General features: G+C 65.9%; 12 protein-coding genes. 9 read left to right on the forward strand and 3 right to left on the reverse strand.

Annotation, left to right across the window (positions count from 1 at the left end; all coding sequences use genetic code 11):
- Positions 1-15 precede the first annotated feature (15 nt).
- Positions 16-1,128, reverse strand: a complete 1,113-nt coding sequence (locus CR918_RS16245) for a PLP-dependent cysteine synthase family protein (RefSeq protein WP_099843729.1) — start codon at positions 1,126-1,128, stop codon at positions 16-18.
- A gap of 126 nt (positions 1,129-1,254) precedes the next feature.
- Here CR918_RS16245 and gloA point away from each other — a divergent pair, with 126 nt between their 5' ends.
- Both gloA and CR918_RS16255 read left to right on the forward strand, forming a co-directional pair.
- Positions 1,255-1,773 (forward strand): lactoylglutathione lyase, encoded by a 519-nt coding sequence (gene gloA / locus CR918_RS16250; RefSeq protein WP_088101934.1) that lies wholly within the window; start codon positions 1,255-1,257, stop codon positions 1,771-1,773.
- Between the two features lie 122 nt (positions 1,774-1,895).
- On the forward strand, positions 1,896-2,324 hold the full coding sequence (locus tag CR918_RS16255) for a VOC family protein (RefSeq protein ID WP_099843731.1): 429 nt from the start codon (positions 1,896-1,898) through the stop codon (positions 2,322-2,324).
- A 157-nt stretch (positions 2,325-2,481) separates the two neighbouring features.
- On the opposite strand, the gene CR918_RS16260 is transcribed toward CR918_RS16255, so the two are convergent.
- Both CR918_RS16260 and glmS read right to left on the reverse strand, forming a co-directional pair.
- Positions 2,482-2,913 (reverse strand): CBS domain-containing protein, encoded by a 432-nt coding sequence (locus tag CR918_RS16260; RefSeq protein WP_025877332.1) that lies wholly within the window; start codon positions 2,911-2,913, stop codon positions 2,482-2,484.
- 442 nt (positions 2,914-3,355) lie between these two features.
- Entirely contained in the window at positions 3,356-5,194 is a 1,839-nt protein-coding gene (gene glmS / locus CR918_RS16265) for a glutamine--fructose-6-phosphate transaminase (isomerizing) (RefSeq protein ID WP_025877334.1), read from the reverse strand.
- A gap of 214 nt (positions 5,195-5,408) precedes the next feature.
- On the opposite strand from glmS, the gene CR918_RS16270 reads away from it, so the two are divergent.
- From CR918_RS16270 to CR918_RS16300, 7 genes are all read left to right on the forward strand, one after another.
- Positions 5,409-6,686 carry an efflux RND transporter periplasmic adaptor subunit gene (locus CR918_RS16270; RefSeq protein WP_099843733.1) on the forward strand — a complete coding sequence of 426 codons (1,278 nt, stop codon included), beginning with the start codon at positions 5,409-5,411 and terminating at the stop codon, positions 6,684-6,686.
- Between the two features lie 31 nt (positions 6,687-6,717).
- The gene (locus CR918_RS16275; RefSeq protein ID WP_099843735.1) at positions 6,718-7,440 is read left to right on the forward strand and encodes an ABC transporter ATP-binding protein; all 723 of its coding nucleotides are present in this window, start codon (positions 6,718-6,720) and stop codon (positions 7,438-7,440) included.
- 10 nt (positions 7,441-7,450) lie between these two features.
- Entirely contained in the window at positions 7,451-8,755 is a 1,305-nt protein-coding gene (locus CR918_RS16280; protein WP_099785478.1) for an ABC transporter permease, read from the forward strand.
- A 21-nt stretch (positions 8,756-8,776) separates the two neighbouring features.
- Entirely contained in the window at positions 8,777-9,991 is a 1,215-nt protein-coding gene (locus tag CR918_RS16285) for an ABC transporter permease (protein ID WP_080149800.1), read from the forward strand.
- A 1-nt stretch (position 9,992) separates the two neighbouring features.
- Complete coding sequence (locus CR918_RS16290; protein WP_099843737.1) at positions 9,993-10,379, forward strand: PDZ domain-containing protein; 387 nt, start codon at positions 9,993-9,995, stop codon at positions 10,377-10,379.
- Positions 10,380-10,519: 140 nt separating this feature from the next.
- Positions 10,520-11,866: a sigma-54-dependent transcriptional regulator gene (locus tag CR918_RS16295; RefSeq protein WP_099785482.1), complete on the forward strand. Its 1,347-nt coding sequence runs from the start codon at positions 10,520-10,522 to the stop codon at positions 11,864-11,866.
- A complete protein-coding gene (locus tag CR918_RS16300) occupies positions 11,863-13,224 on the forward strand; it encodes a sensor histidine kinase (RefSeq protein ID WP_099785484.1) in 1,362 nt (453 codons plus the stop codon). The genes CR918_RS16295 and CR918_RS16300 overlap by 4 nt, the downstream gene beginning before the upstream one ends.
- Positions 13,225-13,690: the final 466 nt, after the last annotated feature.

Below are 13,690 nucleotides of genomic sequence, written 5' to 3' on the forward strand. Positions count from 1 at the left end.
GGATGCCTGACGGGCTTACAGCGCTTCCAGACTGCACCACGGCAATCCAGGCAGGCCCTGCCCGGCCACCGCCGCCGCTAGCTGCGCGTCGGCAGCGTCCACATCGATTCCCTGCCGCACATACCAGGCCGGGTCGTAATAGCTGTGCGCGTAGCGATCGCCGCTGTCGCACAGGATGCTGACGATGCTGCCCTGGCGGCCGGCCTCGCGCATCCACTGCGCGGCATGCAGCACGCCGATGAAGTTGGTGCCGGTGGAGCCACCGACGCGGCGCCCCAGCTGGCGGCTGACGTGACGCATCGCAGCCAGGCTCAAGGCGTCCGGCACCTTCACCATGGCATCGACACTGGTCGGGATGAAGCTGGACTCCACCCGCGGCCGGCCGATGCCTTCCACCCGCGAGCCGCCGTTGCAGGTCATGCCGCGCCACTCGTTGCCGCCGGCCAGGGCAGCCTGGTAGCCATCGTAGAACACCGAGACTTCCGGGTCCGCACACAGGATGCGGGTGTCATGCCGACGATAGCTGACGTAGCGCCCGAGCGTTGCTGCGGTACCGCCGGTGCCGGGGCTGCACACGATCCAGTCCGGAATCGGGCTGGGCTCCTCGGCCATCTGCTTGAAGATCGATTCGGCGATGTTGTTGTTGGCACGCCAGTCGGTGGCGCGCTCGGCATAGGTGAACTGGTCCATGAAGTGGCCGCCGGTTTCGCGGGCCAGCTTTTCCGAATCGCAGTTGAGGTCGCAGGCGCGCTCGACCAGATGGCAGCGGCCACCGTGGAACTCGATCGCGGCAATCTTCTCCGGCGACGTCGTGGCCGGCATCACTGCGATGAACGGCAGGCCGAGCAGGCGCGCGAAGTAGGCCTCGGAAACGGCGGTGGAGCCGCTGGAGGCCTCGATCACCGGCCGCCCTTCACGCAGCCAGCCGTTGGCCAGCGCATACAGGAACAGCGAACGCGCCAGCCGGTGCTTGAGGCTGCCGGTGGGATGGCTCGATTCATCCTTCAGGTACACATCGATGCCCTCGAACCCGGGCAGCGCCAGCGGGATCAGGTGGGTATCGGCGGAACGGTTGAAATCAGCTTCGATCTTGCGGATGGCGGCGGCCACCCATTCACGCTGCGACATGGCGGGCAATGGTCATCAGGACGGAACGGTGCGATCCGGCCATTGTACGTCGCGGTGCCGTCAGCTGCCGGCCCGTAGAATGACACCCATCCGGCCGGCAACGGCCCTGTCTGAAGGACCTCCCCCATGACCATTCCCGCCCTGCGCGATGTCCCCGGCGTCGCCGCCCAGGCCCCGGCCGAGACCACCGGCTTCGTCTTCAACCACACCATGCTGCGGGTCAAGGACGCCACCGCCTCGCTGGACTTCTACACCCGCGTGCTGGGCTACCAGCTGATCGACAAGCGCGACTTCGCCGAAGCCCAGTTCAGCCTGTACTTCCTGGCCTACGTACCTGCCGGCACCGTGGTGCCGGAAGACGACAACACCCGCCGCCTGTGGATGGCCGGCCTGCCGGGCGTGCTGGAACTGACCCACAACCATGGCACCGAGAACCAGGAAGGCGCCGTCTACCACGACGGCAACAGCGACCCGCGCGGCTTCGGCCACATCTGCGTGTCGGTGCCGGACATCGAAGCGGCCTGCCAGCGTTTCGAAGACCTGGGCGTCACCTTCCAGAAGCGCCTGACCGACGGCCGCATGAAGAACCTGGCCTTCATCAAGGACCCGGACGGCTACTGGGTCGAGATCATCGCCAACGCCTGACCGGCAGAAAGGGCCCGTTCCGGTAGCGCCGGGCCATGCCCGGCGGCCTTGCTCCGACATTCATGGCACGATGGGGCCGCGAGCGACTTGATCCCCTCCGTCCCCTTTTTTGTGAGGTTGGCATGGAAACGATGGAACTGCACCGCGGGCGATTGATCGACCACATCCAGCTGGTCGTACGCGATCTGGCCGCCAGCCGCCGCTTCTACCAGGCGGTGTTCGACACGATCGGCATCCCGGTGGCCGGCGAAGGCGATGACTACTTCTGGGCCGACGAGTTGTTCATTTCCAGCGCCAGCAGCGAGGCCGCTGCCGGCCAGTTGACCGGTCGCCATCACCTGGCCTTCCAGGCCCGCGATACCGCCACCGTCGATGCTTTCCACAGCGCTGCGCTGGCGGCTGGCGGCAAGGACAACGGCGCGCCCGGCGAGCGCCCGTACCATCCCGGCTACTACGGCGCCTTCGTGCTCGATCCGGATGGCAACAACATCGAGGTCGTCTACCACGGCCCGGCGAACTACAGCGCCGATTCGGTGAAGATCAGCTTCTGATTCCTGCGCTACGCGCTCGCCGGGCATGGCCCGGCGCTACCAACGAATGAAACCGGGCATGGCCCGGCGCTACCAACGAAGAAGCCGGGCATGGCCCGGCGCTACCAACGAAGAAGCCGGGCAATGCCCGGCTTCGTTTCATCACACAGCGCAGGCCTCAGTGGGCCGCCATGTAGATGTCCTGCAATACGGCCTTTTCCAGCTCCAGCTCGCCCAGCAGGTTCTTCACGATGTCACCCAGGCTGAGGATGCCGACCAGCTTGCTGCCGTCGGTGACCATCAGGTGGCGACGACGCGAGTAGGTCATCAGGGACATGGCCTGCTTCAACGTGGCGTCCGGCGCAATGCCTTCCAGGCCGGTGGACGGCAGGCTGGAAATCACCCGGCGACCGGCCTGCGGGCCATCATCGGCCAGGCTGCGGACGATGTCCTTTTCGGAAATGATGCCGACCGGCGCATCATCCTTCATCACTACCAGTGCGGCGATTTTATTCGCGCTCATCTTGTGCGCGGCGGCACCGATCGTGTCTTCCGTGTCGATGGTGATGACAGCTTCTTTCTTGGATTGCAGGAGCTCGCGGACGTTCATTCTTGTTTCCTGGTGCAGGTCACTCAAGTCAAAAAAGTGTGCTCTGCCGATTCGCCCCCTCCCCGGGAACAGACCTTTCAGTGCACGTCTGGCGCACCCACCTGCCGCTTGGAATGGATCGGCAGACGTCGTGCTGCAACACGAACGAGGGGGTTCAACGGCTCAACCCGGATCTCGGTCAATTCGATTCTACGACTGCGACCATCGGTCACTAGCGGCATCGATGGGACAGTTCGTCGTAGGAACCAACTGACGATCCAGAGAATGGCACCGCGGCTGAAACCGCCGCTGAATACAGGCGATGTCGCGCATTAAAGATTGATTGCCTGCTGCCGACCGCGGACAGAAAACCCGGCGGCTGTCCCACTTGGCAGCGCCACCGTCGTAAACGAAAGGGGCCACGTGGGCCCCTTTCGCATGCAGCATCCAATGGACCCGAGTGTTACTCCACCGTAACGCTCTTGGCCAGGTTGCGCGGCTTGTCCACGTCGGTGCCGCGCGCCAGCGCGGTGTGGTACGCCAGCAGCTGCACCGGGATGGTGTGCACCACCGGGCTGAGCACGCCGGCATGGCGCGGGGTGCGGATCACGTGCACGCCTTCGGACGCGTTGAAGTTGCTGTCCTGGTCGGCGAACACGAACAGCTCGCCGCCACGCGCGCGCACTTCCTGCATGTTGGATTTGACCTTCTCCAGCAGGCTGTCGTTGGGCGCGATCACCACCACCGGCATGTCCTCGTCCACCAGCGCCAGCGGCCCGTGCTTGAGCTCGCCGGCCGGGTAGGCCTCGGCGTGGATGTACGAGATTTCCTTCAGCTTGAGCGCGCCTTCCAGGGCGATCGGATAGTGCAGGCCACGGCCGAGGAACAGCGCACTGCTCTTACGTGCGAAGCGCTCGGCCCATGCGGCGATCTGCGGTTCCATGTTCAACGCATGCTGCACGCTGCCCGGCAGGAAACGCAGCTGCTCCAGGTAGTCCGCTTCCTGTGCGGCATCAACGCGGCCATGCAGCTTGCCCAGCACCACGGTCAGCTGGAACAGCGCGGCCAGCTGGGTGGTGAACGCCTTGGTCGAGGCCACGCCGATCTCGGCGCCGGCACGGGTGTAGCAGACCAGTTCGCTGGCGCGCGGAATCGCGCTTTCCGGCACGTTGCAGATCGACAGCGTGTGCGTGTGGCCCAACGATTTGGCGTACTTCAGCGCTTCCATCGTGTCCAGCGTTTCGCCGGACTGGGAGATGGTCACGATCAGGTGCTTGGGATTGGCATACGCGGCGCGGTAGCGGTACTCGCTGGCGATCTCCACGCTGCACGGCAGGCCGGCGATGGCCTCGATCCAGTAGCGCGCGGTCAGGCCCGAGTAGTAACTGGTACCACAGGCCAGGATCTGCACGCCCTCGATACCCGACAGCACCGCTTCGGCATTCTTGCCGAACAGTTCGGCCGGGAAGCCACCAGCGTCGATCGCCGCTTCGATGGTGTCGCCCAGCGCACGCGGCTGCTCGTGGATCTCCTTCTGCATGAAGTGGCGGTACGGGCCCAGCTCCAGCGAGGCCAGCGAGACATCGGAGAGATGCACATCGCGCTCGATCGGCTGATCGTTGCCATCGAAGATGCTCACGCCATCCCGGCGGATCTCGGCGGTGTCGCCCTCTTCCAGGAAGATCACCTTGCGCGTGGCCGACAGCACGGCCGACACATCGGACGCCACGAAGTTCTCGCCCTCGCCCAGACCGACCAGCAGCGGGCAGCCCATGCGGGCACAGACGAAGCGTTCCGGCTCGGCACGGCTGACCACGGCAAGCGCATAGGCACCGGTCAGTTCCTTCACCGTGTGCTGCAGCGCGACCAGCAGGTCATCGCCCTTCTTCAGATGGTGGTGGATCAGGTGGGCGATCACTTCGGTGTCGGTCTGCGACTCGAAGGTGTAGCCCAGCGCGCGCAGCTTCTCGCGCTGCTCCTCATGGTTCTCGATGATGCCGTTGTGCACCAGCGCCACGCCATGGCTGATGTGCGGATGCGCGTTCGCCTCGGTGACACCACCATGGGTGGCCCAGCGGGTGTGGCCGATACCGAGGCTGGCGTTGAAGCCTTCAGCCTCGGCAGCAGTGGCCATCTCCGAGACACGACCGGTGCGGCGTACGCGGCGCACCTCGGGCCGTTCGGCCTGATCGATCACGGCGATGCCGGAGGAATCGTAGCCGCGGTATTCCAGTCGCTTCAGTCCTTCGATCAGCAGCGGCACCACGTCGCGCCCGGCGATCGCACCCACGATTCCACACATGTCACGCATTTCCTTGAAGACGGTCGCCGCATTCTAGCCTGCGTGTCCGCCAGCCCCCTCCTGTCCGCTTAATGAAAGTGTCCGGAAAGGTGTCCGCGGACACCCGGACAGTAGCGACACATGTTCAACTCATTGATGGAAAAGGAAATAAAGTTGGCACGCTGTGTGCTTTGTCCATAGCACCACTCTGGCACCACCGACAGGCACGAACCCGATGATCCGCGACACCTCCGCCCAGGACCAGATCGTTTCCTCCGCTTCAGCCAGCGCCCCCAAGGCCGCATGGCACCGTTACCGCTGGCCGGCCCTGGCGGGTATCGCGCTGCTGACCGGCATCGGCTGGGCCGTGCATGCGTGGTCCAATGCCAGCAGCTCGTTCGACAGCAGCCGGGTGCGCATCGCCGAAGTGCAGCGCGGCGACCTGGTGCGCGACATCGCCGCCGACGGCCGCGTGATCGCCGCCAACAGCCCGGTCCTGTACGCCATCTCCGCCGGCACGGTGGACCTGAAGGTGGTCGCCGGTGACGTGGTCAAGAAGGGCCAGGAGCTGGCGATCATCGACAGCCCCGAGCTGCGCAGCAAGCTCGCCCAGGAGGAGGCCACCCTGGCCGGCCTGGAAGCCGAGGCCAGCCGCGCCAACTTGGATGCCACCCTGGCCCGGGCCAAATCGCGCAAGGAAACCGACCAGGCCAGCATCGAGCGGCAGGCCGCCGACCGCGACCTGCAGCGCTACCAGCGCGGCTTCGATGGCGGCGCGGTGCCGCAGATCGATCTGGCCAAGGCCCAGGACACCCTGAAGAAGGCCGACATCAGCCTGGTCAATGCCACCACCGATGCACGCCTGCAGAGCCAGGGCGCGGACCTGGACGCACGCAACAAGCGTTTGCTGGCCGACCGCCAGAAGGCCGTGGTGGCCGAAGTGCGGCGCCAGGTCGACGCACTGACCCTGCGTGCACCGTTCGATGGCCAGGTCGGCCAGGTGCAGGCCACCCAGGCCACCAACCTTGCCGCCAACGCGCCGGTGCTGGGCGTGGTCGACCTGTCCAAGTTCGAAGTCGAGATCAAGGTGCCGGAGAGCTTCGCGCGCGATCTGGCGATCGGCATGCCGGCGCAGCTGACCGGTGGCAATGGCCAGCCGTTCCCGGGCGAGATCAGTGCGGTGTCGCCGGAAGTGGTCAATGGCGAAGTCAACGCACGCGTCCGCTTTGCCGCAGCCCAGCCTGAAGGCCTGCGCCAGAGCCAGCGGATGTCGGTGCGGGTGCTGCTGGATACCCGCAGGAATGTCATGAAGGTCGAGCGCGGCCCGTTCGTGGAACAGGGCAACGGTGTGGCGTACGTAATGGATGGCCGCACCGCGGTGCGTCGTCCGGTCGAACTGGGCGTCAGCAGCCTGGGCGAAGTGGAAATCAAGTCGGGTGTGCAGCCGGGGGACCGCATCGTGGTCTCGGGCAGCGACCTGTTCAAGGACGCCGAACGCGTCTCCGTCAACTGACAACTCATACATCCTGGAGAGAGGACACCCCATGTACATGCTCGAAATGCGTTCGGTCGCCAAGGTCTTCCGTACCGAACAGGTGGAAACCCACGCGCTGCGTTCACTGGAACTGCAGGTCAAGGAAGGCGAGTTCGTCGCCGTCACCGGTCCGTCCGGCTCCGGCAAGACCACCTTCCTCAACATCGCCGGCCTGCTGGAAACCTTCACCAGCGGCACCTACATGCTTGATGGCCAGGACGTCAGCAAGCTCGGCGATGATGCCCGCAGCCGCCTGCGCAACCAGAAGATCGGCTTCATCTTCCAGGGCTTCAACCTGATTCCGGACCTCAACCTGTTCGACAACGTCGACGTGCCGCTGCGCTACCGCAGGATGAGCGCCGGCGAGCGCCGCGAGCGCATCGAAAAGGCGCTGAGCCAGGTCGGCCTGGGCTCGCGCATGAAGCACTATCCGAACGAACTCTCCGGCGGCCAGCAGCAGCGCGCGGCGATCGCCCGTGCCCTGGCCGGCAGCCCGCGCCTGCTGCTGGCCGACGAACCGACCGGCAACCTGGACACGCAGATGGCGCGCGGGGTGATGGAACTGCTGGAGGAGATCAACGCTGCCGGCACCACCATCGTGATGGTCACCCATGACCCGGAACTGGCCGCACGCGCGCAGCGCAACGTGCACATCGTCGACGGCCAGGTCACCGACCTGGTGCGCGAGCCGGTGCTGACCACCCCGCGTCGCATCGTCGCCGTCAACGAGTGAGGGCACGACCATGTTCGCCTACTACGCCCGACTGGCGGTACGCAGCTTCCGCCGCAACAAGGTACTGACCGCGCTGATGGTGGTGGCCATCGCGCTGGGCATCGGTGCTTCGATGACCACCCTGACCGTGTTCCACGTGCTGTCCGGCGACCCGATCCCTGACAAGAGCGACCGCCTGTTCTACGTGCAGGTCGATCCGCGCCCGCGCTCGGGTTACCTGACCGGCGAAGAGCCGGAGACCCAGATGACCCGCTTCGATGCCGAGACGCTGCTGCGCGAGAAGCGTGGCGAGCGCCAGGCGATGATGAGTGCCGGTGACGCGACCATCGAGCCGGAAGGCAGCACGTTGAAGCCGTTCAACATCGACACCCGCTGGACATCGGCTGATTTCTTCCCGATGTTCAATGTGCCGATGCTGTATGGCCGTGCCTGGACGGCCAGCGACGATGACGGTCGCTCCCGCGTGGTGGTGCTGTCCAAGGTGATCAACGACAAGCTGTTCCAGGGAGCGGACAGTGTCGGCCGTGAGATCCGTGCCGATGGCCATTCGCTGCGGGTGATCGGGGTGATGGACTCCTGGAATCCGGAACCGCACTTCTTCGACCTGACCGTGGGCAACTATGGCCGCGAAGAGGACCTGATGATGCCGCTGTCCACCGCGATGGACCTCAAGCTCGGCAGCAACGGCAACATGAACTGCTTCCGCGACGGCGCACCCGATGACGACAGCAATTCGATCAACGCGCCGTGCACCTGGATCCAGTACTGGGTGGAGCTCGACCCGTCCAAGGCCGAGGACTACCGCCGCTACCTGGTGAACTACTCGGACCAGCAGCGGGCTGCCGGCCGTTTCGAGCGCCCGGCCAACGTGCGCCTGCGCACCGTGATGGAGTGGCTGACCTTCAACAACGCGGTACCCAGCGACGTGCGCCTGCAGATGTGGCTGGCCCTGGGTTTCCTCGGTGTCTGCCTGGTCAACACGGTCGGCCTGCTGCTGGCCAAGTTCCTGCGCCGCAGCGGTGAGATCGGCGTGCGCCGCGCACTGGGTGCAAGCCGCGGGCAGATCTTCCTGCAGTGCCTGGTCGAGGCGGGCGCGGTGGGCGTGGTCGGCGGCGTGCTCGGCATCGGCCTGGCTCTGCTGGGCCTGTATGCAGTGCGCCAGCAGCCGGTGGACTACGCCAAGCTGGCCCACCTCGACGGCAGCATGCTGCTGCTCGCCCTCGGCCTGACCCTGCTGGCCAGCATTGCTGCCGGCTTCCTGCCCGCCTGGCGCGCGATGCAGGTCACCCCGGCCATCCAGCTCAAGTCGCAGTAAGCACGAGAACGAGGACTTCCCATGGACATCCGCCCCATCCTCAGCACCCTGCGCCGGCACAAGACCGCAGCCGCATTGATCGTGCTGGAAATCGCCCTGACCTGCGCCATCGTCTGCAATGCCCTGTTCCTGGTCACCCAGCGCGTGGAAAAGATCAGCCAGCCCAGCGGCTTGGCCGAGAACGAACTGGTCATGGTCCGGGTCAGCGGCATCGGCAAGCAGACCAACGCCATGGCCCGCACCAACGAAGACCTGGCATCGCTGCGCGCGATCCCGGGCGTGACCAGCGTGGCCAAGGTCAACCAGCTGCCGTTCCGCCGCAATTCGAGCAACACCAGCATCTCGCGCGAGCGTGACCAGGAACGGCCGACAGCCTTCGTGTCGCAGTACATGGTTGGCGAGAACGCGCTGTCCACGCTCGGCCTGCAGCTGGTCGCCGGCCGCGACTTCCAGCCCAGCGAGTACATCGATCTGGAAGAAGCACAGAAGAATCCGAAGCCCGACCGCGCCGCACCGGTGATCATCAACCAGCAGGTCGCCGCCAAGATGTACCCGGACCAGAGTGCGCTGGGCAAGACCTTCTACATGGGCAACCAGGCCCTGCATGTGGTTGGTGTGGTCGCCCATCTGGCCACCCCCACCGACTACAATGACAACAGCACCCTGTCGATGATCCTGCCGGTACGTACCGACTTCACCCGCGGCCCGTACATGCTGCGCACTTCACCGGAACGCCGCGATGAAGTGCTGAAGGGTGCGCTGGCCGCGCTGGAGCACAACGACCCCAACCGCCTTGTGCGCGAGAAACTGACTTACCAGGAACAGCGTGCCGACTACTTCAAGAACGACCGCTCGATGGTCGGCCTGCTGGTGACGGTCTGCGTGGCGCTGCTGGTTGTCACCGCCCTGGGCATCGTCGGCCTGGCCAGCTTCTGGGTGCAGCAGCGCAGCAAGCAGATCGGTATCCGCCGCGCATTGGGCGCCACCCGCGGGCAGATCCTGCGCTACTTCCAGACCGAGAACTTCCTGCTGGCCACGCTGGGCATCGTGCTGGGCATGCTGGCGGCGTACGCCATCAACCTGGCCCTGATGAACATGTACGAGCTGCCGCGCATGCCGCTGCTGTACCTGCCGCTGGGCGCAGCGCTGCTGTGGCTGCTCGGCCAGATCGCCGTGTTCGGCCCGGCCCGCCGCGCTGCGGCGGTGCCACCGGCCGTCGCCACGCGGGGGGCGTGAGATGCGCGCCAGCCTGCTGGTGCTGTTGCTGGCCCTGCCGCTGCCGGTACTCGCCGGCAGCAGCAGCGCGCAGACGCTGGAGTGGCGCCAGGACGATGCGCGGCTGGCGCTGCGCTCGACCGAAGGCGTGGTGAGGGTGGATGCGGCCAGCCCGGAGGCGCGCTTCGGCGTGCGCCATGGCGACCGCATCCTGCGCGTGGACGATTCGCCGGTGCGGCAGATCGAACAGCTCGCCGACGCAGTGCGGGCGGCATCGACGCCCACCGTCCACCTGCTGCTGCGCCGCGATGGCCGGATGCTCACGGTACCGGTGAACGTGGCCCAGTGGCGCCCCGCGCTGGCGCCGCCGCCACCCCCTCCGGCTCCGCCGCCGCCGCCACGGCGCTGAGTCCGGACGCCCCTGCGCTACCGCTGGTTTCGCTATATTGCAGAGCGGCCCGGTAGCGCCGGGCCATGCCCGGCGGTTCCAGCCGCTGCAACTGCACCCGCCCCGCCGGGCATGGCCCGGCGCTACCCTCTTTGCGACCCATGCCTGCGATCCTGATCATCGACGACAACGCCAGCGTGGGAACCGCGCTGGACGTGCTGTTCTCCCTGCACGACATCGACACCCTGCTGGCGCAGAGCCCGGCCGAAGGGCTGGCGCTGCTGGAATCGCAGCCGGTGGACCTGGTGATCCAGGACATGAATTTCAGCGAGGACACCACCTCCGGTGAGGAAGGCGAGGCGCTGTTCGCACAGATCCGCGAACGCCACCCCGATCTGCCGGTGATCCTGCTGACGGCCTGGACCCACCTGAGCAGCGCGGTGGACCTGGTCAAGGCCGGTGCCGCCGACTACCTGGCCAAGCCCTGGGATGACCGCAAGCTGCTGACCACGGTCAACAACCTGCTGGAATTGTCCGAAGCGCGGCGCGAGCTGGACCAGCGACGCCAGCGCGAACAGCGCCAGCGGCATGCGCTGGAAGACAAGTACGCGTTGTGTGGCGCAGTGTTCGCTGACCCCGCCAGCGAGCGGGTGATCGCCCTGGCCTGCCAGGTCGCGCGCTCGGAGCTGCCGGTACTGATCACTGGCCCCAATGGCGCGGGCAAGGAGAAGATCGCGCAGATCATCCAGGCCAACTCGCTGGTGGCCAAGGGTCCGTTCGTGGCGGTGAACTGTGGCGCCCTGCCCTCCGAACTGATCGAGGCCGAACTGTTCGGTGCCGAGGCCGGCGCCTATACCGGCGCCAACAAGGCGCGCGAAGGCAAGTTCGAGGCAGCCGACGGCGGCACGCTGTTCCTGGATGAGATCGGCAACCTGTCGCTGGGTGGGCAGATGAAGCTGCTGCGCGTGCTGGAGACAGGACGTTTCGAACGCCTGGGCTCCAACCGCGAACGCCAGGTCAAGGTGCGCGTGGTCAGCGCGACCAATGCCGACCTGCCGGCGATGATCCGCGAAGGTACGTTCCGCGAAGACCTTTACTACCGGCTCAACACGGTGGAACTGACGCTGCCGCCGCTGGCCGACCGCCCCGGCGACATCGTGCCGTTGGCCGAGCATTTCCTCAGCATCGGCAAGCCGCTGTCCAGCACGGCGGCCACCGCACTGCAGCGCCACCTGTGGCCGGGCAACGTGCGCGAGCTGCGCAACGTGATCCAGCGTGCCGAACTGCTGGCCACCGGCAACCGCATCGAAGTGGCCGATCTCAACCTGCCGCGTACACCTGCTGCACCGCGCCCGACGCCAAGCGCCGGCAATGATCCCGATCGCGCACGCATCGAAGAAGTGCTGGCGCGCAATCACGGCGTCATCGCACAGGCGGCCAACGAGCTTGGACTGAGCCGGCAGGCGCTGTACCGGCGTATGGACCGTCACGGCATCCCACGCGAATGAAGCGACGCTCATTCACCTTCCGCCTGTTCCTGCGCCTGCTGCCGGTGCTGGCGCTGGCTGCCGCGCTGCCGTGGCTGCTGGCCTACTGGATGGACCATGGCTGGGTGGTGACCACGGTCTCCACGATCATCCTGCTGTCATTGATGTGGTGGACGCTGCGCCGCGCCACCGCACCGGTGCGCTCGTTGATGCGGGCGCTGTCCGGGACCACCAGCAGCTACCGCGACGGTGAGTACAACTTCGGCATCTACTGGCCCGGCAATGACGAACTGGGTGACCTGGTGCAGGCACACCGCGAGCTGGGGGAAGTGCTGCGCGCACAACGCCAGGGCCTCGTGCAGCGCGAACTGCTGCTGGACACCATGGTGCAGAACACCCCGGTGGCGATGCTGCTGATCGCCGCCGGTGGCGATGGCATTTCCCGCGTGGTGTTCTCCAACCTGGCCGCGCGCAAGCTGCTGCACAGCGGCTGGAAGCTGGAAGGCCAGCGCATGGAAGACGTGCTCGAGCAGCTGCCGGTGGAACTGCGCGATGCCATCGGCCGCGGCGGCGACAGCCTGTTTGCGGTGAAGTCGGAAAGCGAAGACGGCGTGGAAGGCGACGAGGACGACGAACAGGTCTATCACCTGTCGCGGCGCGCGTTCCAGCTCAACGGCCGCCCGCATGACCTGCTGCTGGTACGCCAGCTCACTGCCGAACTGCGCCGGCAGGAAGTACAGACCTGGAAGAAGGTGATCCGGGTGATCAGCCACGAACTCAACAACTCGCTGGCGCCGATCGCATCGCTGGCGCACTCCGGCGGCGAACTGGTCAAGCGCGAACGCTTCGACCGGCTGCCGGAGATCTTCACCACCATCGAAGACCGCGCCCGCCATCTGGAAGGCTTCATCCGCGGCTACGCGCGTTTCGCCAAGCTGCCGCAGCCGCAGCTGCAGACCGTGCACTGGGCGCCGTTCCTGTCCAGCCTGTGCCAGCAGATTCCGTTCACGATGGAGCGTGAACCCGACGAGGAACTGAGCAGCCGGATCGACATCGCCCAGTTCGGCCAGGCCCTGCTCAACCTGCTGAAGAATGCACACGAGGCCTGCGCCGAAGCCGATCCGCCCAACGACGACGTGCAGGTGCAGCTGACCCGGCTGCCGCAGTGGCTGCGGCTGGATGTGCTGGACCGCGGCAAGGGCATGAACGAGCAGGTGCTGCAGAATGCGCTGATGCCGTTCTATTCGACCAAGCGCAACGGCACCGGGCTGGGGCTGGCCCTCACCCGCGAGATCGTCGAGGCGCACGGTGGTCGCGTGTCACTGCAGAACCGCACCGACGGCGGGCTGTGTGTGTCGATCCTGTTGCCGGTGGGGTAGGTTTGTTCTTCCTTCCTCTATTGATGGCTGAAGGTTGATCATTGTTCATGGGCGTCACTTTTCTTTGTACGCAAAGAAGAGCAACCAAAAGAAGCGTTCCGCCGGCCGCGAGCCGTCGTGCTGCGCATCGGTGCTCGGCTCGCTTCAAGACGGACTCGAGAAGCAGAGCAAAAGCATCCACGCATGGCGTGGATCTACTGGGTGCAGCTGTGGCCTTTGACTTGGGTCCGCCTTGAAGCGAGCCGAGCACCGCAGGGCCGGCGAGGGCGAAGAGGCGCGGGTGTCTGAGCGCAGCGAGTTCCCGCGCCGTCCCTCGACGGACCGAGGAGCGCAGGGTACCGGCGTGCGCAGCACGACGGCTCGCGGACTGGCGGCGCGTTTCTTTTGGTTACTTTTCTTTTCGCGCGAAAAGAAGAGTGACACCCATGAACCGTTATCAACCTTCAGCAATCAACAGGAGAAGCAA

The sequence above is a fragment of the Stenotrophomonas indicatrix genome, from assembly GCF_002750975.1.
Lineage (GTDB): Bacteria > Pseudomonadota > Gammaproteobacteria > Xanthomonadales > Xanthomonadaceae > Stenotrophomonas > Stenotrophomonas indicatrix.

Bases quoted from the DNA above. Each gene is read 5' to 3' on its own strand.
- CR918_RS16245 (WP_099843729.1), bottom strand. From the start codon at position 1,128: ATGTCGCAGCGTGAATGGGTGGCCGCCGCCATCCGCAAGATCGAAGCT.
- gloA (WP_088101934.1), top strand. From the start codon at position 1,255: ATGACCATTCCCGCCCTGCGCGATGTCCCCGGCGTCGCCGCCCAGGCC.
- CR918_RS16295 (WP_099785482.1), top strand. From the start codon at position 10,520: ATGCCTGCGATCCTGATCATCGACGACAACGCCAGCGTGGGAACCGCG.
- CR918_RS16300 (WP_099785484.1), top strand. From the start codon at position 11,863: ATGAAGCGACGCTCATTCACCTTCCGCCTGTTCCTGCGCCTGCTGCCG.
- CR918_RS16270 (WP_099843733.1), top strand. From the start codon at position 5,409: ATGATCCGCGACACCTCCGCCCAGGACCAGATCGTTTCCTCCGCTTCA.
- CR918_RS16255 (WP_099843731.1), top strand. From the start codon at position 1,896: ATGGAAACGATGGAACTGCACCGCGGGCGATTGATCGACCACATCCAG.
- CR918_RS16280 (WP_099785478.1), top strand. From the start codon at position 7,451: ATGTTCGCCTACTACGCCCGACTGGCGGTACGCAGCTTCCGCCGCAAC.
- glmS (WP_025877334.1), bottom strand. From the start codon at position 5,194: ATGTGTGGAATCGTGGGTGCGATCGCCGGGCGCGACGTGGTGCCGCTG.
- CR918_RS16290 (WP_099843737.1), top strand. From the start codon at position 9,993: ATGCGCGCCAGCCTGCTGGTGCTGTTGCTGGCCCTGCCGCTGCCGGTA.
- CR918_RS16275 (WP_099843735.1), top strand. From the start codon at position 6,718: ATGTACATGCTCGAAATGCGTTCGGTCGCCAAGGTCTTCCGTACCGAA.
- CR918_RS16260 (WP_025877332.1), bottom strand. From the start codon at position 2,913: ATGAACGTCCGCGAGCTCCTGCAATCCAAGAAAGAAGCTGTCATCACC.
- CR918_RS16285 (WP_080149800.1), top strand. From the start codon at position 8,777: ATGGACATCCGCCCCATCCTCAGCACCCTGCGCCGGCACAAGACCGCA.